The 22614-nt window shown below is 41.8% G+C and carries 16 protein-coding genes; all 16 read right to left on the bottom strand.

From position 1 onward, the window contains the following. Nucleotides 1-122: 122 nt before the first annotated feature. Nucleotides 123-401: a hypothetical protein gene (locus AXF12_RS12740; RefSeq protein WP_197697151.1), complete on the bottom strand. Its 279-nt coding sequence runs from the start codon at nucleotides 399-401 to the stop codon at nucleotides 123-125. Nucleotides 402-452: 51 nt separating this feature from the next. Beyond that, entirely contained in the window at nucleotides 453-941 is a 489-nt protein-coding gene (locus AXF12_RS10285; protein ID WP_066430857.1) for a hypothetical protein, read from the bottom strand. An 85-nt stretch (nucleotides 942-1026) separates the two neighbouring features. Beyond that, nucleotides 1027-2442, bottom strand: a complete 1416-nt coding sequence (locus AXF12_RS10280; protein WP_066430853.1) for an alkaline phosphatase — start codon at nucleotides 2440-2442, stop codon at nucleotides 1027-1029. A gap of 60 nt (nucleotides 2443-2502) precedes the next feature. After that, nucleotides 2503-3549 (bottom strand): thiamine-phosphate kinase, encoded by a 1047-nt coding sequence (gene thiL, locus AXF12_RS10275; protein ID WP_066430852.1) that lies wholly within the window; start codon nucleotides 3547-3549, stop codon nucleotides 2503-2505. Then, nucleotides 3546-4013: a DinB family protein gene (locus tag AXF12_RS10270; RefSeq protein WP_066430851.1), complete on the bottom strand. Its 468-nt coding sequence runs from the start codon at nucleotides 4011-4013 to the stop codon at nucleotides 3546-3548. The genes thiL and AXF12_RS10270 overlap by 4 nt, the downstream gene beginning before the upstream one ends. A gap of 184 nt (nucleotides 4014-4197) precedes the next feature. Beyond that, nucleotides 4198-5628 (bottom strand): DUF4832 domain-containing protein, encoded by a 1431-nt coding sequence (locus AXF12_RS10265; RefSeq protein ID WP_066430850.1) that lies wholly within the window; start codon nucleotides 5626-5628, stop codon nucleotides 4198-4200. 488 nt (nucleotides 5629-6116) lie between these two features. Continuing rightward, nucleotides 6117-7700: a glycoside hydrolase family 31 protein gene (locus tag AXF12_RS10260; protein WP_066430847.1), complete on the bottom strand. Its 1584-nt coding sequence runs from the start codon at nucleotides 7698-7700 to the stop codon at nucleotides 6117-6119. 26 nt (nucleotides 7701-7726) lie between these two features. Further along, nucleotides 7727-11800 (bottom strand): hybrid sensor histidine kinase/response regulator transcription factor, encoded by a 4074-nt coding sequence (locus AXF12_RS10255; protein ID WP_066430845.1) that lies wholly within the window; start codon nucleotides 11798-11800, stop codon nucleotides 7727-7729. Nucleotides 11801-12133: 333 nt separating this feature from the next. Continuing rightward, a complete protein-coding gene (locus AXF12_RS10250) occupies nucleotides 12134-13231 on the bottom strand; it encodes a DUF5017 domain-containing protein (protein WP_066430843.1) in 1098 nt (365 codons plus the stop codon). Nucleotides 13232-13249: 18 nt separating this feature from the next. Next, entirely contained in the window at nucleotides 13250-15055 is a 1806-nt protein-coding gene (locus tag AXF12_RS10245) for a RagB/SusD family nutrient uptake outer membrane protein (RefSeq protein ID WP_095114501.1), read from the bottom strand. 12 nt (nucleotides 15056-15067) lie between these two features. Then, nucleotides 15068-18166 carry a SusC/RagA family TonB-linked outer membrane protein gene (locus tag AXF12_RS10240; RefSeq protein WP_066430839.1) on the bottom strand — a complete coding sequence of 1033 codons (3099 nt, stop codon included), beginning with the start codon at nucleotides 18164-18166 and terminating at the stop codon, nucleotides 15068-15070. Between the two features lie 847 nt (nucleotides 18167-19013). Continuing rightward, nucleotides 19014-19523: a hypothetical protein gene (locus AXF12_RS10235; protein WP_066428024.1), complete on the bottom strand. Its 510-nt coding sequence runs from the start codon at nucleotides 19521-19523 to the stop codon at nucleotides 19014-19016. An 86-nt stretch (nucleotides 19524-19609) separates the two neighbouring features. Further along, complete coding sequence (locus AXF12_RS10230) at nucleotides 19610-20500, bottom strand: IS1595-like element ISCaha1 family transposase (protein WP_066430838.1); 891 nt, start codon at nucleotides 20498-20500, stop codon at nucleotides 19610-19612. Nucleotides 20501-20868: 368 nt separating this feature from the next. After that, nucleotides 20869-21240 (bottom strand): hypothetical protein, encoded by a 372-nt coding sequence (locus tag AXF12_RS10225; protein WP_066430836.1) that lies wholly within the window; start codon nucleotides 21238-21240, stop codon nucleotides 20869-20871. Nucleotides 21241-21407: 167 nt separating this feature from the next. After that, the gene (locus AXF12_RS10220; protein WP_066430831.1) at nucleotides 21408-21821 is read right to left on the bottom strand and encodes a hypothetical protein; all 414 of its coding nucleotides are present in this window, start codon (nucleotides 21819-21821) and stop codon (nucleotides 21408-21410) included. Continuing rightward, the gene (locus AXF12_RS10215) at nucleotides 21818-22570 is read right to left on the bottom strand and encodes a hypothetical protein (RefSeq protein ID WP_066430829.1); all 753 of its coding nucleotides are present in this window, start codon (nucleotides 22568-22570) and stop codon (nucleotides 21818-21820) included. The genes AXF12_RS10220 and AXF12_RS10215 overlap by 4 nt, the downstream gene beginning before the upstream one ends. Nucleotides 22571-22614 lie beyond the last annotated feature (44 nt).

Below are 22614 nucleotides of genomic sequence, written 5' to 3'. Positions count from 1 at the left end.
AATTAATTCTTTTATTTGTTTAATAAATTTTCTGCAAAGTAATGGCAAGGAATTTAATTATACAAGTTTTTATCTAAATTTATTTTGTTATATTTATAACTTTTAATATTTTATATTTATAATTATATATATGAATAGGCATTATATATTTTTATAATAATGTTATGCGTCGGAAGCCTAATGTTGTGTGTCGGAAGACTAATGTTGTGTGTCTGAAGACTAATGTTGTGCGTCGGAAGGCTAATGTTGTGTGTCGGAAGACTAATGTTGTGTGTCGGAAGACTAATGTTGTGCGTCGGAAGCCTAATGTTGTGCGTCGGAAGACTAATGTTGTGCGTCGGAAGGCTAATATTGTGTGTCGGAAGACTAATGTTGTACGTAGGAAGTCTTATGTTGTACATCGTAAGGATTATATTGTGTATTTTGTGAAATTTTATATATAAATTCATCAATTATTGCTTCGGAAGGAACGAAAACTTATCATTTCTATTTGGTTTTGCATAAAAACTGATAATTGTGAAGTTTATTGTAGTAAATATGATATTAAATACAATTGTCTTTATATTTGCTACAAAACCTCCTAATAAGGAGCCAAATATTGCGCCTATAAATCCTTCTATTAATTCTAATACACTTTTATCTGTTGAATATTTGATGTAATCCGTTATTCCTAATGTTATGATATTAAAAAATATGCCTAATGTGATGATAACAACGCAGGTGAGGTATGAAAATAACAATCTGCCTATAATTCCGTATTTTTCTACGTCAAAAATCAGTAATGCTATGTAATATACGATTATACAGGATACTGACATAGGCATTATGAGAAAATTGGGGTCGTTTTCTCCCGCTAATGAATATATGAAGAAACTTCCAAGGATAATATGGATTATAATTAGTATAAGTGTGAGTTCAATTCTCTTTTTCCTATCTTTCATAGCCTATAGTGTTTATTTTTGTAAAAAAATGAAAGAAAAAAAGCGCCGACTGAGCGGCGCCCTATTAACAATGGATAAAAATAATTTAAAACTTATCCTCAACCTCTGCAACACTTAGCAAAAACTTGTGCATATCGGTGTTGCGCATAAAAGGTTTGAGTTTTTCGCTCCCTGGCCCGTACATTCCTAGCTCGGTGTAGTCCGAAGAGTGATCCATACTGATCCAGCCGACCGAAGTGTGTGGTTTTTGCAATTCGGAGAACAATTTGTAAGGAAGATGCTTGTAATTGTACAAACCATCCTCTCTTTTTTCGGCTTTTGAGTAATAAGCGAGCAATTCTTTTACCTGCTCGTCTGTTACGTTTATTCCTCCGAAGTAGGCGGCTATTTTCTCCCTCACTGCGCTTGGATTGTCGTCCACCTTGATATTTTGCAAGAACCAGTCGTTGGAATGGGTGAATTTCTGCAATCTATCGAAGTTATCATTGCACTGTTTCCCGTAAATAAGCCCTGGATTGGCGTTACCGTGGTCGGAAGTGATCACAACAAGCGTGTTTCCGTCTTTTTTTGCGAAATCGAGTGCCACTTTTATAGCATCGTCGAAGGCAACTTGGTCATAAAGCAGCGCACCTATATCATTTCCGTGCGCAGCCCAGTCAACTTTGCCTCCTTCTACTTGAATAACGAAGCCATTCGGGTGATTTTTGAGTTGATCGATGGCTTTTGTGGTCATTTCAGCCAAAGTTGGCACGGTTGCCTTCTCTTTTGCGTCCTGCTCTCTATCGATGGAGTAGGGTAGGGCATCTTCGGCGAAAGTTCCGTACAAAGGCTTGCTTGTTGGTGCTTTTAGCATCTCATCTCGTGTATGAACCACCGTATATCCTTTCTTTTTCAGCACGGCGAAGATATCTTTCTTATCCTTGCGTGTTTTTGGATCGAAGTATTTGCTGCCGCCGCCGAGCATTACGTCGAAGTCTAATTCTGCGTATTTTTCGGCGATTTCGTCCATAGCGTTTCTACTTTTCGACCAAGTGCAAAAACCAGCTGGGGTGGCGTGATTTATCATCACGGTAGTGATACATCCTACCTTTTTTCCCGCTTTTTTGAACTTCTGAAGGATCGGCATATTCTCTTTTCCGTTGGGGCTGATGTTTAGGCTACCATTATTGACCCTAACGCCGCCACCCCACGACGAACTCGCCGCAGATGAATCCGTTACCACCGAACTTGCCGATGCCATATCCATCAGTGCGCGCTGCCCGAGCCCACTTTCGTATAAACCCATCCAAGCCGATGGGCGGTTGTATTTTCTCTTCAAATACAGGTCGGACATCACCATTGTTCCTACACTCATCCCATCACTTACCATAAAAATGATGTTTTTCGTGCGTTTGTTCTTGTTTGCCTCGTCCAACACGTGTGCTTGTGCCTCAAATCCTGGCAAAACCAGCCCACCGAGTACGGCAAGAGAACTTCTTTTGAAAAATGATCTTCTTTTCATTGTCTTGTGTATTAATGTTTATTAATTTTTAGATAAATATGTTTGTTTTTTGATTAAAATCTATTCTTTTAAAGCGTTCCATCCTTTGGCGATGATCTTAAATGGTTCTCCAGAGCGTGTGATGAGCATTTCTCCTTCGTTTTTCTCTGTAATGTAGCCAATGACGCTAAAATGTGGGTTGCCTTTGATCTTATCGTAGTCTTTTTGTGCAATAGTGAACAAAAGTTCGTAATCTTCGCCGCCATTTAGGGCAATTGTGGTGCTATCGAGGTTAAATTCCTCGCAAGTGCTAATTACCTGAGGGTCTAATGGCAATTTTTCCTCATAAATGCGGCATCCGACGCCCGATTGTGTGCAAATATGCAAAATATCGGACGAAAGCCCGTCGCTGATGTCCATCATTGCGGTCGGCTTGATGCCCAATTCGCTCAACATCGGCGGCACGTCCTTGCGGGCTTCGGGTTTTAGCTGACGTTCTATAATATAGGTGTAATCGGCGAGGTCGGGCTGCATATTTGGGTTTACCTCGAAGACAGCCTTCTCTCTTTCGAGCACTTGCAGGCCTAAATACGCCCCACCTATATCGCCGCTGACCACAATCAGGTCATTAGGCTTTGCGCCGTTGCGATACACGATTTTCTTCTCAGGCGCGTGGCCGATAGCCGTCACCGAGATGATCAACCCGCGTGTAGAAGAGGTGGTGTCGCCCCCCACCAGATCGACGTTGTATATTTCGCAAGCCAACCTGATGCCCGCGTAGAGCTCTTCCAAGGCTTCGAGAGGGAACCTGTTAGAAACGGCGATCGAAACGGTGATTTGCGAGGCGCTGGCGTTCATTGCGTAGATGTCGGAGAGGTTTACCATCACTGCCTTGTATCCGAGGTGCTTCAGGGGTACGTAACTCAGGTCAAAGTGTACGCCTTCGATGAGCAGGTCGGTGGAAACGAGGGTTTTCTCGCCTTTGAAGTCGATAACGGCTGCGTCGTCACCAATTCCTTTGCGGCTCGACGGATTTTTGAGCTCAAAACCCTCAGTGAGGTGCTTTATGAGTCCAAACTCGCCTAATTCTGCCAGTGAGGTGCGCGTAGGGGCTTTCTCTTCGATCATTTTACGAAATAGTTGAGTGCTTTTATAGTTCCGAGGTGCATTGCCTCGTGTGCGTTGTTAAAGTTGATGGCATCTTCGATACTTTTGAGCTCATAGCCATAGCTGGTGAGGTAAGGTTGGAAGTTTTCGAAGACTCCACGCTGGTAATCGTTCTGCAATTGCTTCTGAGTGCGCAAAAGTAGCTCACGAAGCGCTTGAATATCCTCTAAAGTGGGTATATCTCCATCAGGATAGGTGCCTTTTTTGTATTTTTCGATAAAATCTTGTGCAACAACGGGCTCAAGTTGTGCCATTCTGTAGCAAAGTAGTTGCCCTTGTGCCACACAATGCGCGATATTCCACCATATATTGTTGTTAAATCCTTGAGGTACGATGGCGAGCTGCTCAGGTGTTTTATTTTCCAAAAAAGTGAGCAAATTCTCGCGAGTGGCTTTATGCAGATTAAAAACTTGGTCTGTAAGCATTCTTAATGGTTCTTTTTCTGCCGCAAAGGTACGGTATTTTAGCGATTCAGCCAAAGAAAAAAGAATCTTTTTTTTCAATCTACTTATATTCAGATGTAAAAGGTTGCTTATGGTAAATCAAGCGTAAAGCAATTCGTATCGCCCCACGCTTGATTCATTGTAGATTTGTCGCTTATCAGTGATATTACTTTATCTCAAAACTATGCAATTTATTCATTCCGCGTTCGGCATCCCAAGTGCCTTTGTTGGCGGTCTGAATGCTATATTCAGGGCGTGATTTGAGCATAGGGCGTGGATCGGGGAGATTGAGGTAAAGTTCGTACGTACCTGCGGGCAACTTTGCCGAGAGAGTGAGCTCTGTGCGCAGGGTGATGGTCTTACTTGCAAACCAACGCCGCGGATCGGCTTTGAGCTTGAAGTGTTGTCGCTCAAGAGGCTTTTTCTTGTTGATGAGCACCAGCTCCACATCGCGCGGATTAAAAGGTGATGCCCAACCTTCATTCTTTAAGTGCAGTTCCATTTGCAGTTTGCCTCCTACGGCTATATCCTCGTTAAATAACGCATCGACGAGCACAAATCGATAGCCAAGACGCCGCTTTACCTCATCCATACATTTGCCTTCCCAAGGGTTGAGCACCTGCTTGTTGTAGTCGGCATTCAGGTAACTCCAATGATACTTTGCAAAATCTTTTAAGGCATTGGCGCATTCAGCATACGAGGAAGGCGCGCAAGTCTCCCCACCCATTGCCACATAGCGCGTTTCGTGGGCTACATAGGCACGGTGCGATTGATTGTGTTGATAAGTGCCCATATCATCGTCATCGGCAAGAAAACAATCGTTATGAAAGGCAATGCGCGAGCGTTTGCTACCGTCGAAAGCAGTCGTGAGCGTGATGCTGTCCTTTACGTCCAATTGCTGTGTAGCGAGCTTCGCCATCGGGTAGCGCACGCACACCATTCGATCTTTAGGAAGCACCTCTAAGAGCTTATTGAGCACTTGTGCACGAGGCTCATAGTCAGCCGAAATCTTGGGTTGAAACTTGTAATTATCAGTGTAATACCACTCACCCCATACGCCCACAAAGCCTGCTTCGGCAACGCAAATCACATCGGAGTATTCATTGATGATAGGGCGCAATTGTTCGAGGTGTTGCTCTGTAATGCTCCAAGGAGCGTCCCACGGCTTTTGATTTTCATCAGAAGTATAAGCAAAACGCAACACCGCCTTTGCCCCTCCGTTGCGTATTGCCTCCATATTGCGGCGAATGCGCTTCAGATAGGCTTCTGAAATACGCTTATTGCGAAAATCCTGCATATAATAGATAGTCAGGATAAGGCTAATGCCTTCACTGCGCTTCTGCCGAACAAAATCGGTGGTAAGCACGTAATCATTTCCAGAGGGCATATCCTGATGGGTGAGAAAACCGCGTTCAGGATTGACGATGATATCATTCGAAGGCTTATAGACCACCTTCTTGGTCAGATGATAGTTAGCAGGTGGTGGACCAAGAGGGTTTTCCTCCTCATTGATGTTTTTGGGGCCGTCGTCATCTTTGGTCTGACAGCTTACGCTCAGTGCTAATAGACTGAAGAGTGCAATAAAATATTTTTTCATTTTACTATTATTTACATTAACGTGATTTAAAATTATATGTTGAATTCATTTTATAAAACATAAATCTCTTACAACTTCGCACAAAAATAATCCCATAAGAGTTAAAACTCTCAGGGGATTTTTTTATACAATATTTGTTTTAGTCAGAATCTCGAACATTCGTTCAAAAATATATTTGTTTTAGTCAGAGTTCCGAACGCTCGTTAAAAAATATATTTGTTTTGCTCAAAACCCCGAGGGTTTAGTTAAAAAATATATTTGTTTTGCTCAGAACCCCGAGGGTTTGTTCAAAAATATATTTGTTTCCACAAAACCCTCGAGGGTTTTAGTTATTTGTATATTCATCAAGATAATTTCCACGAGGGTTTTATAAAAATCAATTATTATAAAACTAAAAACCACTTAGCAACAACTCCTTTTTACTTTCTACTGAGATATTTTCCTCATCAATAACTCGTAAACATCTTCATAATATTCTGCAAAGGTAATTATTTTATGCGAATAAACCAAGGCAATCGTTCTAAAGGGACTTTTAGGGTATAGGTTTTGCCGCCTTTGTAGGTTTTGCCTGTGTCGTCTTTCCATTTGCCTTTGGGTAACTTCACGCTGCGGGTATCGTTATCGCTCATCACAGGGGCTACGAGGTATCGATCGCCTAAGAGGTACTGATCGGTGCAAGTGGCAAATCCCTCATTAGGGAAAGCATACTCCATACTCCTTACGATAGGCTCGCCCGTTTGGGCTGACTTGCGTGCTTTCTCAATGATGTAATCGCCGAGCTGCTCGTGCCACTTGGCATACTTGATGCAGGTAGCTAAGTTCTCCTTTGAGAGAATACGCCAAGGGGCTACTGAGAACTGCATCATCGGCATCATTGAATGTATTTGACAAGAGCGCACGATGAGCTTCTGGTTAAAGTCGGCTGTATTGACGTTGAGGAAACTGCCGTATTCACCCCCGCCAATCATATCGGGGCAGGCGTAAGCATAGCCGTTGAGCCCTGCGGCAATCATATCGGGCACCAAGCGGGCTACGCCTTCCCAGGCGTACTTTTTATCGCCGAGACGTTGCACTAAGGCTTGCCCACCAAGTCGCCAGCAGGCGCGGAACTCGTTGTAAGGGAATTCAAGTCCTAATTTAGCCCATAGAGTGGTCTGCTCGGTATCATAAGACTTCTTGTCGAACACCTCTACGTCTTCTTCTAAGTAACGCTCGGGGTCGCCTGCGTCGAACTTAAAGCCATCGATGCCATAGTCCTTCTGCATTTGCTTGAGAATGCTGACGTAGTGTGCAAAGGCTTCGGGGTTGCTGAGGTCATAGCAAGCACTCAGTCCGTTCCACCATTCGAGTATGGCTGGGCTGTCGCTGCCTCTCTTCTTTACAAGGTAACCTTTATCTCTCAATGCGCGATACTCCTGACTGTCGGGCGATACGAAGGGGCATACCCATAACATTACCTTAAAGCCCATACGATGCAGCTGCTCGACCATAGCCTTGGGGTCGGGGAACTTATCAGGGCGGAACTCAAAGTTGCCATAGTCCTTCTGCCAATTATCGTCAATCATTATTACCCCAGCAGGCATACCGTTGTTAAGGATTGCCTTTGCGTAGGCGAGCACATCCTTTTGGTTTTGGTTGTAGATAAGCTCGATCCAAGTATTATACTGTGGCTTGGTAAAGAAGAGCTCTGGGGGTATGGTGCCAGAAGGCGGGAAGTGTTTTTGTGCAGCCGCGATGTATGCTTCGCGCAGGGTGTTGCCCGCCTTGGTAATGGTTACCTCGCTGCGAGTAGGCTCAATGAGCAGCTTGCCGCCCTTGAATTGGTAAGCAAAAGGAGCTTCTGACCATAGATAACGCCCTTTATTCGATACCAATAGCGGTACGGACTGATTGTTAAAGTCCTCTTTGCGTAGGTCGTACTTAGGGGTTTCTGCCTTGTAAGGCATCTGATAGCCTAAGCCTGTGAAGCCTCCCCACCAGTATTCATCAGGTAGTAGGTCTATTTCTTGAACTTTCTGTGCTTGCAAGAGCAGGCTGCTGAGGATTGCTATAAACAAGTATATTCTTTTCATCGGTTTGATAATTATGATTTGTTTGATTATTTACGTATATATTCAGAGGGTGAGACCCCAAACTGCTCCTTGAAAGCCCGCGTGAAATACGATGGGCTATCGATGCCTACCTTATAGCAGACTTCGCTGATGAGCATATCGGTAGTGCGTAGCCACTCGGCAGCCTTATCCAAGCGTATCTTACGTATGTAGTTGGCTAAGGTAAGCCCTGTGGTAGCCTTTACGAATTGGTAGAGCTTGGTGCGGTTCATCCCTAACTCTAAGCAGAGGTTATCCACAGAGAAGTGAGGATTGGATAGGTTGCCCTCGATAAGTGTGATAAACTTAGCTAATAGCTCCCTCTGGCGATGGTCGATGGCTTGCTGACGAGTGTTCTCGGCTTCACTCAGCGGCTTGTTGCCTCTGAGGAGATTGCGTACCTTTAGCTTTAGCAGCTTGGCATCGAAGGGCTTGGTCATATAGGCGTCTGCCCCTAACTCCGTGCCTGCTATCTCATCCTCTATCTGAGCCTTGGCGGTAAGGAGTATTATAGGGATATAGCAGGTTTGCAGGTTCTTTTTCAGGGTGGCACATAGCTCAAAGCCGTCCATCTTAGGCATCATCACATCGGAGATGATCAGCGAAGGGAAGTGCTGACTACATTTCTCCAAGGCTTCCACCCCATCGGAGGCGAGTATGCAGTTGTACTGCCTCATAAAGAGGCTGCGCAGTATCATCAGCACCTCGTGGTTGTCATCTACCAGCAGTAGTGTAGGCTTGTCGTCCTGCTCTGTGGTAAGGGGTTCTTCCTCTGGGGTGTGCTCATACTCGGGGGCATAATCAGAGAGGTAGTCCTTAAGCACAAAGGTGCTCTCTGTGATTCGCTGCTTATCCGTTAGGTAAGTATCACTCAAAGGGATGGTAAAGATAAACTCAGTGCCTACCCCTACCTTACTGCTGATGCAGATACTACCACAATGTGCCTCTATAAGCGACTTGACAAGTGAGAGCCCTATACCCGAACCCTGTCGCTTCTGCTGGCTATTGCCTACGCGGTGAAAACGCTCGAATATCTCTGGAAGGGCACTCTTCTCCAAGCCGACACCCTCATCGGCTACCTTTACGATCAATTGCCTGCCTGCAATGGACCTTGTGGTATTGCTAAAACTGTTCTTATACAAGGGCATCACCTCTGAGAGGTCGCCTGTGCTTATCGAGAGGCGTATGGTGCTATGGGGGTGAGAGTAGCGGATACTGTTGGAGAGGATGTTAGAGAGTAGCTTGCCGAAGTATTTCTGGTCTATCCACATTGTGATATCTTCCTCTGGGGTGGTAAGTTCCATAGTGATAGGTACCGTGGCAGCCCATTGCTCAAACTCATTGTAGATCGCGCGGACGTATGCACTTACATTGCAATAGCTCGCTTTAAGCTCAGGGGTATAGATGTCCATCCGATGGATCTCAAGTAGCTCATTGACCATATTGCTCAGCTTAGCCGTGTTGCGCCTGAGGGTATGGATATGACTATTATCGGAGAGGTCGTCAGATAGCTCATCAATGGCGTGACCCATCAGTGTGAGGGGGGTGCGGAACTCGTGCGAGACGTCGGTGAAGAACTGCATCTTCATCTGCATTAGTTCCTCCTTATGTCGCTCCTTTTCGGCTTGGGCTGCGATGGTATGTTTCATCTGTGTCCAACGTATGAAATAGCGAACGGCAAGGTATAGCAAACCTATTGTGAGCAAGCCGTAAAGCAGGTATGCCCACCAGCTCAACCAGAACGGAGGTGCTGAGTAGATACCCAGTGTGGTGTAAGTAGCGCTCCAACGGTTCCAATCGCCAGCCTGCACTACAAATCGATAATGACCATAAGGGATGCGTTGATAGGCTGCTGAGGGGTCTTTGCCTTGCTCGAGGTATTGCCAATCAGTGTCATAACCCTCTAATTTGTAACGATAGCGGATGTGTTGCTGCTCCTTGTAGGTTAGGGTGCTAAAATAGAGGGTAAGGTCGTTATTGGGGTAGGCTATTGATAAGCTCCCTTGATGTTCTATATCAGAGGCTATCACCTTGCCGCCGTTAGTATATCGGGTGAAATAGACGTGCGATAGCTTAGGCTGTGGGATATGCTCAGTAGGGTAGAAGTAGTTAAAACCGTGGTTCCCGCCGAAGTATAGGTTGCCCATAGCATCCTTGCAGGATGATGCAGTACCGAAGCTATGCCCTTGCAAGCCATCGCTGGTGTCGAAGGAGGCGAACCGCTGGAGGCGATGACTAAAGTAACTGAGATAGAAACCACCACACCACACATTGCCAAAGCGATCGACCTGCACGCTCTCAATATCATTGGAGGAGGCTCCTTGCGCCACACCATAGTGCTCAGCCGTGTAGGAAGGTTGCTCATTAGGACGGTCGTGGAAGGTAAGGCGATTCAGCCCGCTGCCCATCGTGCCTATCCAATATGTATCCTTATCCTTATCGATCGCCCAAAGATAGTTACTGCTTAGGCTATGAGGGTTGTGCTCGTCAGCTAAATAGGTCAGCACACGGCGCACACTACCATCGGGATGTAGCAATATGCGATTAATACCCTTGGCAGAGGTAACCACCAGCTCGTTATTCTTAAGGTCGGCGTATATCTTGTGCAGTAGGATAGTTGATAGGCGGTAGGGCTCGGGGCTTTGGTCGGTGAAGGTGTAAAGATGTTGCCAAATACCTGCACGTCTCTCAAAGCACTCCAAGCCTGAGTAAGTAGTAATCCATAGGCGATGATAAGCATCGAGCTTAAGGTCAAAAATATAGTCCTTACTCTGTGGTTGGAAGCTGCTAATGAGCTTGTGCGATTGCTTATCGATAACGTAAACGAACTCGCGTGCTGATACGTAAAGGTGCTGGGTATCACTCTGTATACTGGTGATGTTGGTAGTAAGCTCTGGGAGATCGCAATAGTGCTCCTCCAAGGTATGGTTATAGGTATTGAAGCGTACGATACCACCGAACTTATTACCTATATACACATAGCCATCGAGGTCATAGTGCATCGTACTGACGAACTCCGAGCCTATATTACTTTGTGCTTTAATACGTACAGTCTTGAAGAAAGGCTCCCCAATGGCTGCATAAGCTACCCCATCAGACCACGCCGTTACCCATAGGTTGTTGCTCCGATCTACATAAATGCTATTGATATGGCTCTGGATAGAACGTGGATTAGAAGGTGAGTGGCTGTGCTCCCTTACCAATTGCAGTTCCTTAGAAAGCTGGAAGATGCGTTCCTCATTGCATACCCATACATAATTATCGGTAAAGCACAGCGATAACAACTCTTTATGGCTGTCGAAACTGCGCTCTGAGAGGAGCGTATAGCCATTAGCATCAAGGCGATACTTGGCAAGGTGGTTGTGATAAAGCACCCAGAGGCAACCCTGAGCATAGTGCATTGCTACCACCCCAGCGCCATCGGGGGCTGAGGATATGGTGATAGGTTGCAAATTATTCCCTTGGGTGTAATGATATGCGATAAGCTGTGTTGCTCCTGAAATCCATACATCTCCCTTTTCACTTACTGCCAACTGTGGATTGGAAAACTCTGTGGTGAGCTTATAATCTTTGCCGATAGGCAGTGCCTTTAGCGTTGGTCGGTTGTCCTTCCTGCTGACTTTTACACGGCGTAGCTGTCGGTCGCTAAGTAACCATAGCTCACCATTTGCGCCCTTAGTGATATGCTTTACTTGGGTATAGAAGTCCTTGTTCTGGCTATCTTCGAGGGTGAAGTCTATATACTGCTTACTCTTTACATCAAAGCAGGCAACCCCTACTGCGGTAGCGATCCATAAGTAGCGATCGGTAGGGCATATACTTTGCACACGGTTGTAATATACCGAGTTGATGGGGTCTTTCTCGTACTTATAAGCATCGAGGCGGTAACCATCAAAGCGATTGATACCACGATGGGTACCGAGCCATATAAAGCCAAGGGAGTCTTGAGCCACACAAGTAGCATTGTCGTGCAATAAACCTTCACTGCGGGTAATATGATGGAACAGCAAACCCTCTTGTGCATTGGTGATCAATATGCACAAGAATGTTATGAGGTTTGTTATGGCTTGTTTGTAAGTCATTGTATATATTCAGAGGCTTTATTTTCATACCTTGTGAGTGTCTTATAGCTACCTATAGGGTATTCAAAAGATACTTACAGATACCTCAAAAGATACTTACAGATACCTCAAAGGATACTTACAGATACCTCAAAAGGTATTGGCAGACACCTCAAAGGGTATTGACAGATATCTCAGAAGGTATCGATAGGGTATCAAATAAATACTTGTATGGTATTAAATAGCTATTCACGATGTATTAAATAGACACTCTATAGGTATTTCTTTTGTAATAAGTAGTTAGGGAAGGGATATTCCCTAACTACTTAAATACTTGTTTTAATGAAGAATGTGTTATTTGGATACTGTTATTTTGATGGTTCGGTACTGTGTATTGTAGTGGTATTCATCACCACTGATCTTGTCGATATCCTTCTTATAGCCGCTGCCAGAGTAGTGCTTGAAGCCGCTGCTACTGCCTACAACTACCGCCTCATAGGTACCTTCTTTGTCGTAAGTGTAGGTGTACTTGGTAACGCCAGTGTTGTCGGTGATGGTAAAGCTCTTAGCGGTATCGAAAGGCAGGTAGCCTATCTCCCCAAACTTAGCCGACTGCACGTAGTAATCCCCAAGATAGCCCACAGCAGCCCCTCCTTGAGTGGTGAAAAGTATCTGAATGTAGGAGAGCACCTTCATCGTCTTACCTGTACCCTTTTCCCACGCAGCGATTACTCTGGCTATATCAAAGGAGTAGTCGGTGTAAGCGGTCTGTGGGGTGATAAAGATGTCCCATACAGTGTCATCGGCGTGCAGGGTGGCTGTTTCACCTTCGGGTACACCCCCTAAGCGGATCACCACAGGGATGGTGGTTACCTCTGGATGCTCTGACTGATCGTTGGCACTCTTGAGGGTGGTGGTGGCAAACTTCATTCGCAGGGTGAGGGTCTTGCTATCGCCAACCTCGGAGTTGATATTAAGCCGCAGTGCCTGATACCACCAATTGGGGTGTGTAGCGTTGATCTTTACGGCTTTTATACCGCCATCGTCTACCACCTCTGCTTCTTTGCCCACGAGGTTGTTACCATCATTAGCATTGCGCACCTCAAAAGCACCATCGGCTAAGGTAGTAGCCCCCACGTCTGTACTCTTGAAATCAATGGCATAGGGCTTAATATTGGGGTTGGTAAGGCGGAGCATCTTCTCTTGTAGCTCTTCTTTGCTCTTATCCTTGAGCAGGTTGTCAATGCTATTCTGGTAGTTATGCCCTTCATCGCCTGTGTATATTGCCAGCGAATTGACGTTGTGGCGAATGGTGAAGGTAACAGGTTCGCCTACCTTTACAGAGGCTTTATCGACCTCTGCGCTGAGGCTGACCTCATCGGGTTGGTCCTTAGAGCAAGATGCAAGACTAAGGGCAGCGAGGCTTGCTATGAGTATAAAATGTGTTTTCATCGTCTGTATCTTTTAGGGTTAGTAACCGGGGTTTTGAGTGAGTTTCTTGTTGGAGTCTATTTCACTCTGTGGTATAGGCAGTAGCTGGTGGAATTTGCGTATATTTTCAGGTGCTGCTGGGGCGGGTGTGCGTCGCTCAGTAGTACTGATAAAAGGATTCCGCTGACGCCAAGCCTGCATAGCTTGCACGAAAATACCACGACGCACGAGGTCGCACCAGCGATCGGTGGTTTCGCCTACTAACTCACGGGCACGCTCATTGAGGATCTCGTTGTGGAAGGCAGTGTAATCATCGCTGTAATGGTTGTGATCCCATACCTTGGTGGTGCCATCGTAGATATAGCCATAGGAGCCTGGTTTCCAGTCAGGGACTACTTTATCTACTTCATTTACAAGGCTCTTATTGAGGTCGCGAGGCACTATATCGCGGTGGATAATGCCTCCTCCCGCTTTATTGGCAATGCGTGCACGCTTGCGTACTAAGTTCACGGCATCGTAAGCGGAAGCTACCCCTGTGCCTGAGAAGTCTAAGCCAGCTGATGAGGTGTAAGCCCCTGGTGAGTGGTTTACCTCGTTATAGGCTTCGGCGTAGATGAGCAATACATCGGCATAGCGCAAAAGAGGCTCGTCCATACCAAAGTTATTGTAGTTATACGTAGCAGGATCAGCCAATGGGTAGCGGCGGAACTTGCCGATGCTCCACATCACCCAGTTGTCGTTTTCAGTGGCTTGGCTGAGTTTTTGGTCAGTACGGGTATCCCAATAGATCTTATAGTCCCAGCCCCAAAGATGACCGTCGTCTTGTAGTTGTACACGGGGACAGTTCCATAGGCGACGGATAGAGTCGCTCTGCTCATAGATCATACGGTGATAGTCAGAACTTGATATACCGTCCCAAGAGCCGCCTTTATTCTCATTCCCACGGATACCAAAATTCATCCCTACAAGGGTACCTGTGCCATCACCTGTATAACCCTGCACGCACCAAAGCACTTCCTCTGGAGCTTTGTCGAGTTTGGTTTTAGCATCGAACACATCGGGGTAGTACTCTACCAAACGATATCGACCACCTTTTATAACTTCTTTAGCGTAGTTCATCGCTTTGGTGTAGTTATCAGTAGCACTGCCGAGCACTTCTTTACCATCGCGCACAGCGACGCTTGCTAGCCACAGGTGCACCTTAGCTAAGAAACCACGGCAGGCATCTTTGGTAAGGCGGCCGTATTGGTAGCCATTAGCGGTATCGCCTTTCTCCATTGTGTGCTCTAAGCAATAAGTGAAGTCGGCAATGATTTGCTCAAATACTTCTTTCTGAGGTGTGCGTGGCATATCAAGATCTCCCAAGCTTTTTATTTCTTTGACAACTAGAGGCACATCGCCATACCAACGTACTAAATCAAAGTAAAGGAAAGCTCGCATACCACGTGCTTGTGTTACATAGAACTCCCAATTATTTATCTTGCCTTTATTTTTTGTAACGTTGTCAATAATTGAATTACAGTCCTTGATAGAAGCGTAATGTCGTTGCCACATTTTAGTAATATAGGTATTATCAGAGCTATAAGTAAAGTTACTCAAACCACTGCCTTCATCCCAGTCAGCTCTCTTTGTTAGGTCAGTGGGTATTTGCTTGATATTATGACCTGTTACATAAATGTCTGTCATATTTCGATAAGCACCGTTGAGTGCTTGGCGAGCATCTAATTCGTTCTGATAAAAGTTTTGAATGCTCTCTTTATCCTTAGGCTCTTCATCTAAAAACTTGGCACAACCTATAAGGCAAAGCCCTAAACTTATACTGAGTATTGATATATATCTTTTCATCATTTACTATTTTTAAAAACCAACTTCAACTGAGAATAACAGGGAGGTAGGCCGCGGATAAGGGCTCATATCCAAACCTGGTGCTATGCGAGATGCAGTACCAGTGCCTGTATCTGTATTGGCTTCAGGGTCAAAGCCTGAATAACGTGTCCATATCGCTAAGTTAGTGCCTGTAACGCCTAACTTGATTTTCTGCATACGATAGCGCTCTACAATATCCTGAGGCAAGCTGTAGCTGAGTGAAACGGTTTGCAGGCGCAAGAAAGAGCCATCTTCTACAAGGTCGCTCCTAAAAGCTGTCTCAGACCACGAACCTCCACCGTATAGTGGATAGTTGCGCGATGGATCATCAGGCGACCATACATTGTTGAAGATATTTTCAGTGATATTATCTGCGCTCCTTGTATTTCCTAAGAAATAAGCATTTGCATTAATCACATCATTACCATAAGACCAGCGTAGGAAAGTGTATAGCTCAATACCTTTGTAAGAGAAGGTGTTGCCAATACCCCCTGTGTGTAGTGGGTTTACATTGGCAATAGGTACGCGGTCGTTGCTGTCGATCACCCCATCGTGGTTCGTGTCTACCACCTTCAAACCTCCTAATACTTTGTTAGGTCCAGGAGGGCTGTTAAGCATTTCATTTTCATTATGGAAAGTGCCATCACTTATATAGCCATAATAGATACCTACAGGCATTCCTACACGAAGGAGCACATCATTTTGGATCTTATCATAAGCAATACCACGATCATAGAAATGCTGATATTGTCCTTCATCTAAAGCTAATATCTTGTTTCTATACATTGATATATTAAAGTCGGTAGTCCACCTGAAAGCTCCCTCTCTAAGCCACTGGGCATTGAGACTTACCTCCAAGCCCTTATTTTCCATTTGCCCTGCATTCTTCCAAGCTTTGGTAAATCCTGAGGTGGAAGGAATCTGTACTTCCAAGAGCATATCGTCAATACGCTTGTAATAAATCTCAGCACTGAGGGCGTAGCGGTTCTTTAAGAAAGCTATATCAAAGCCGATATTATACTGCTTTTGGCTCTCCCACTTGAGGTCGTCATTGGCAATATTATCGGGGTAGCGTCCTATTTCTATCTTATTGCCATTAAGTACAGCCTTGTTCTTTGCTATTTGTGCTAACGATTGGTAGGAAGGTATCTGGTTATTACCTGTCATCCCAAAGCTGGTGCGTACTTTGAGGTTAGAGATGGCATCTATCTTCTTGATAAAATTCTCTTCTGAGGCATTCCAAGCCAAACTCACCGCAGGAAAATAGCCATAGCGATTGTTCTTCCCGAACTTCGAAGAACCATCAGCACGTAGAGAAGCGTTCATTACATATCTATTATTATAGCTGTAAGTGGCTCTGCTGATGTACGATACCAACTGATTGCCATCGTAAGTGTAGAGAGGTGCATAGGTGATCAATCCTTGATTGATACCCCATATACCTAATTTTGTATCTTCAAAGTTAGTGGACTTATTGAGTACGTAATCTGTAGCGTACTTGCTCACTTCAAAAGCTCCCATCAGTGAAAAATAATGCTTTTGGATGCTCTTTGAATACTGCAAGCGCGCCTCATACACCCAGCTGTTCTCATTGCGGGTACTGAGCACCATACGCCCTTTTTCCGACTGACCAAACCAAGTGTCAGGTCCCGAAAAACGATCCTGTCCTATGGTGTGTTTGCGGTAAGAGGCACTTGTATTAAACGCTAAGTCTTTAAGCAATTGATAGCTGAGGTATACATTAGCGTTGAGCTCGTTGTAGCCCGTGTTGATATCCACTTGATTGACCGCTACCAAAGGGCTCATAGTGTTTATATTCGGATAATTCATCAAGCCTGCAAAGCCTTTGTAATAAAGAAATGGCGACTTCTGCAAAGCGTTGAGCACTACCCCTTGTTGCGACCAATCAGTAATAGGATTCTTGTCTTTGGAAATTGAGTAAGAAAGGTTTATCCCACCGCTGAGCTTATCACTGATTTTCTGACTGAGATTCAGACGGGTGGTAAAGCGGTTAAATGCAGACCGCTTAATTAAGCCCTCTTGATTGAGATAGCCCACAGAGAGCATATAGCGCGTATCGGCAGTACCTCCCGTGATGCTACCCGACACCTCATTCTTGCGACCTGGCTGGGTTACTTCTTTCAACCAATTGTGCACAGAAGGGTCGTTCCAACCTTTATTGGCAATCACATCGTCCCAAAACTTCGCTACGTTAGCATTATTATAAGTGCCATACATACGCATCTTATAGGCATAAACCTCTGGCGAAAGCACTTTTAGCGGTACCTCAGGCATCATATCCAACGAGCTGGCATAGCTGAGGTTGAACTTGGGTTTGCTGAGGGCTTTCCCTTTCTTAGTAGTGATGAGCACCACCCCATTAGAGCCGTTAGACCCGTAGATAGCTGCTGCTGCGGCATCTTTAAGAATCTCCATCGACTCAATATCATTAGGGTTTAAGCCCAATAGTGGGTTCACTGGGCTCTCATATTTGTTCTCCTCATTTCTCTTATCGCTCTCCTTAATTACGCGCTGGGTAGGCATTGGCACGCCATCGATAACGAAAAGCGGCTGTGTACCCCCTGTGATAGAGTTTACCCCACGAATGCGGAAGGTAAGTCCACTACTCGCCGAGCCGTCATTAGAGAGGATCTGCACCCCACTGACCTTGCCTTGCAAAGCCTGCAATACCTGTGAGGAACTCGCCTGTGCGATGTCCGACATATTCACGGACGACACCGCCGTGGAGATGTCGCTCTTACGTTGCGTACCATAGCCTACGACCACCACCTCGTCCATCTGGGTGGCTTCGGGTTGCAGACTGATACTAAACTTACGCGTTTTGCCTACGGATAAAGTCGCGGAGTGATAGCCTACGAAGCTCACCACAATCTTATCCGTAGGAAGCACACTGAGCGCAAACTTCCCATCGAGGTCGGTTGCTGTACCCGTATGGGAATGCGCAATGGTTACGCTGGCACCAGGCAGTGGCTGATGGTTCTCATCAGTTACCACCCCTGTAATGCTTACTTTTTGCCCCAGCATAGGTAAGCTGAAGAGCAAAATACAAATACTTACGATAGTTCTCATTATGTTTAACTTGCTTACGTTTTCGAGCCACAAAATTAAGAAAACTCAACAAATCGCACTTTACCTATTGTACATTTTTCTTGATTAAACAACGTAAGTAACTGAAAAGATATCAGTTACATTTTCAAGGTAAAAAAATAAAATGTTAAAAAATGTTTATTTAATTTTGTAATTCAGTTTGGGTTGTTATTTCAAACCTAAAGACTCTTATCAATATTTGAGAGCAATCCAAAGATAAAACAATGGTAAGAGAATGGTAAAGATAGTTAGATGGCTTTAAGCTATTTTCATTATTGAATGTTCTACCTGCAAAAGTAACCTGCAAGTTGAGGTAACTATAATTAAAACAATCTTTTCATTTTCTTTATCTTCGTTTATGGGGCAAAAGTACGAGTTTATTTTATATCGTAGGTTCTTTGCTGTTGTAAAAATATTGTAAATGTAAAGTTAGTTTGGTTATTAGGGTTTTAGATATGAGATATAAAAAAGATAACTTACCAAGCTTAAGATATTGTTCCGCTATTAGCTGACAATACCACAACTATAATTACAACAATCTTTTTGATTTTCTTTATGAGTTAAAGATATGGTTTTATTTTGTAAAAAAGTTTTTAGTCTTTGTATTTAGAAGGGAGATTAATTATCTTAAATTTATTATCATCAATAAATTTAATAATTCCTTTTACTTCAAGAGTGATTAAATACTCTTTTAATATCTTTTGGGTGTTACGATTTGCTGAAAAATCACTAATTTTCTATTCATCACCAAAATTTCTATAAAATAGTTCTAATCTATTTAGGAAGTTATTAATAATCATACTTCTATTCATTTTCTATTATAAGGTCGCTACCTCATTCCCTCTCCAGTAACATTTCCTAAAGATCCTGTTTCACAATCAAGTTCTCTTAGTTCATACCAATTTTGATTATAGTTTATTTGTATTTGCATTATTAGGTGATTATTTTTTTTTATCCAAGCAGGAAAATATATGGAATAACTGTTGAAATATAATTTATTTCTCATTTTTTTAGCTAATTCTGATAGATAAGTATCGGGAGGATTTATTTCTAAAAGTAGTTTTCCATCTTGATTGTATATCAGAGCTTTATTATGATAGATAATCAGAACTTTTTCTAGATTAGGAAAGGGGTATCCACTTATTATAGTATTTTTCCTGTGAATAGTAATTGTTTTCTGATTAAATATCCATTTTATACCGCTTGACTGAGCTTGATAAAACTTTGAAATTTCTGTCTCTGGATTATTCTTAAATAAATAATCTTCTTTACTATTTATATCTAAATTTACATCTAAAAATATTCCGTTAGATGAAAAATATTGAAACTTTTCTATCATTTTATTTTAATTTTACTCCTTTTGTGTCTATAGGAATTAAGTATTTTTGCCAATCGTTTCCTAAATAATCTATTTGAGGTGTCAAGTTAATGGCATATTAACAGAGGTTGGAAAATAGGTTTTCTTTCAAGCATTCTTTTTATTAAACTGTTAAAGATAGTCTCTTTGCTTTGTGAGCGATTGATTCTAAAACTATACTCAGCTAAATAGCGGTCTATATTAAACTCTGAAACCCAAGAATATATACCTCTTATCCAAGATTTTACTTGGTGTATTACTTTGTGTAATGTAGGAAAATTCTTTCCGTCATTACTCGGTTTTTGAGTTATATTATAGTCCTTTATAGGTCTATAGCCTTTCCATTCATTAGTCGTTATATAAGCTGTCTTATCAATGTGTTTATCAAATATTGTTCGTAATGATTTTGAGGAATAGTCAGGAATTTTAAATGCATAAAAACGTTTAACTTTACCTTGGTTACTAAGTTGTATCGCACAAAGAACTTTCTTTTTCTTTGTGTCATAACTTCTACCTTGTTTTCCTTCTTCTTTTCCTCCTATGGTAAATTCATCGACTTGCACTTTGCCATCCATTTTTTGTGACTCACTGGATTTCATAGCTTCACGAACCTTGTGCATAAAATAATGTGCTGTTTGTCGACTAATATCATAACGGCGAGCAACTTGTGATGCTGATAGACTTTTTGTAGTTGTTGACATCTCAAAACATATATAAAATGGTTTGAGAAGTCCAAATTTTAGCTTGTGAAACAAAGTTCCAGCTGTAGGACTTTCTGTATCTGAACAGATATTGCAAGTGCGTGAAAAATCTTTGCGAACTTGGTATTTTGTATGTCCACATTTACGGCAACAATACCCTTTTTCCCATTTTATGGAAGCTAAGTATTCTTCGCAATCTAAGTCTGTTTTAAAGCGTTCAGTAAACTCTAAGAGGCTTTGTCCTTTGAATAATTCCATAATACATTAATTTTCAGAGTGCAAATATATGAAAATACTTTGACACCTCAATTAAGTTATTTATTCAGAAAATTTGTTGTGTATTTCTTCTATAATACTCCAATCTATATCAGGGTAAAGTTTTAAGTTTTTTATAATCAATGAAATGAATACGTTTTTCAAATTCTGTATTATTTATTAGTTCCATTCAGGTAAAAATTTCACTTCTATATTTAGATTATGTTCTATGAAAAATTTTTGTAGTTGTTCTACTGCTATTTCATCAGACACTAACCTCTGTGCTCTTAAGCCTTTTTTATAGCAGCATCTAATTGAGATTGAGCTTCTTTTAAAATTGATTTTCTCAAGAAATCAAGTTAATAGATTTACTATGGAAATAGATTATATATTTCTTCTATAACATTCCAATCAAAATCATTAGGGAGATCATTAACCATTTCCTCTAAAAGCATAGTTATTTGTTGTTCTATTCCTACATCATTACCTTCTGTTTTAGAATAATCATAATAAAATTTTTTGAACCAATAGAATCTATTCACATATAATTCTGCTGCATTCATTTTATCATTTCCTATATAGGTTAAAAATAAATACATCTGTAGGTCTTTAGACCATTGATAAGAAGAAAAAATCATATTTTCATTATAGCTATACTTATCTATAATTTCTATTAATACTTTTTTCTTGTCTAATAAATCAAAGAAATTTTCATTAACTATTTTATAGTTTTTCACTCTCATTCTTCTAATAGTTTTAAAGGCTATTACTAGTGATATGAATCAAAAGTTTAAAAATACATCATTGTTTAACAGAGTAATTATTGTTAGCTTTTCTTCATATCTCTCTCATTGAAAAGAGATTGGTGATGTTTATAATCAATAAATAATTCAATCCTTGATTAGTATTATTAGGTTTTATTTTTCCCTTGTATCTGCTTGTATTGTTCTTCTGCCAAAATATGACGAGTATCATTTTTTTCTATTAATAACCTCACTTCATCAATAAATTTATAAAGCTCTTCTATTTGATTTTCAGAGTATCCCTTTCCTTCTAAAAATCTATGAGAAATAGAAAAAATATTTAATTCTTGCTTTTCATTATTCTTTAGAATTGATAGATCTTTTTCGAGAGATTGATATAAAAAATTTTCTTTTTCACATTTATTTAGTATGTCATTTACATATTCCTCTTGTGAAGAATATTCTCTATTTTTAGGAAAAATACTTTCTAATTGCCAAAAAGGAATTCCCTCGATTTTCTTCTTAAATTCCTCTCTCATCAATTTCATTCTCGTTTCAATAAGATTTATTACTTCAATCATTTTAGTTCTTTTATGCTTTTCGTTATTTTTGAGAGATTTATCCCATTCTGTTTATAGTCAAAAATAAGTTGTTCTGTTCCTCCTTTTAAAAAGAAATCTTTAGTTTTTGAAGAGGCAGGTTGTCTAGCCGCAATCCCTCTCCAAACATATATTCCTTGAGATGGAACTTCTATCTCAATAATTTTTGTCATTCCATTCCATTCTGGCATTACAGCTGTACCTTCTATTACCTCTGAAATAGATGTTGGTTTATCGAAAGTCCAATAATTCCCTTTTGGTAATGTATTTCCTGTTTGCGAAATATCATCCCAAGGTTTGTACCCATCAAAAACACGATATAGCTTAGTGCCTGGTTTAATTCTAACAAATTGAATTCCATTGCCTAAATCTTCTATTACATCTATTTCTTTTCGTTCAATTAATTTACTATTTTTAGCAAAAGTTTCTGCCTGAAATTTTTTTAGTGTAAAATTGTTTTTATGTATTTTTATTATTACGTTATCTTTTACATTGTCTACAGAATTACTTATATATTCGCCTTTTGTAATTCCAGAAATGCTCTCATAATCACCTATGATAACTTTTTGATGATTTATACTTTTTGCTTTTTCAAGCTTTGAAAAAAGCTCTAGTTTATTTGAGCTTTTGTTAAAACTACTTTCTAATTTGGAATAGTTCAATCCTTCTCTTACCCATTCTTTAATTTTATTTTTGACATTTATCCCTATTACAGTTTCCAAATCATCCACCCATTTAGCATTTAGAAGTATATCATCTATTTTATTTTCAAACC

Source organism: Capnocytophaga haemolytica (assembly GCF_001553545.1).
GTDB classification, from domain to species: Bacteria; Bacteroidota; Bacteroidia; order Flavobacteriales; family Flavobacteriaceae; genus Capnocytophaga; species Capnocytophaga haemolytica.
The sequence above is the reverse complement of the archived record's forward strand: the minus strand, read 5'-3'. Positions and strand labels throughout refer to the sequence as shown.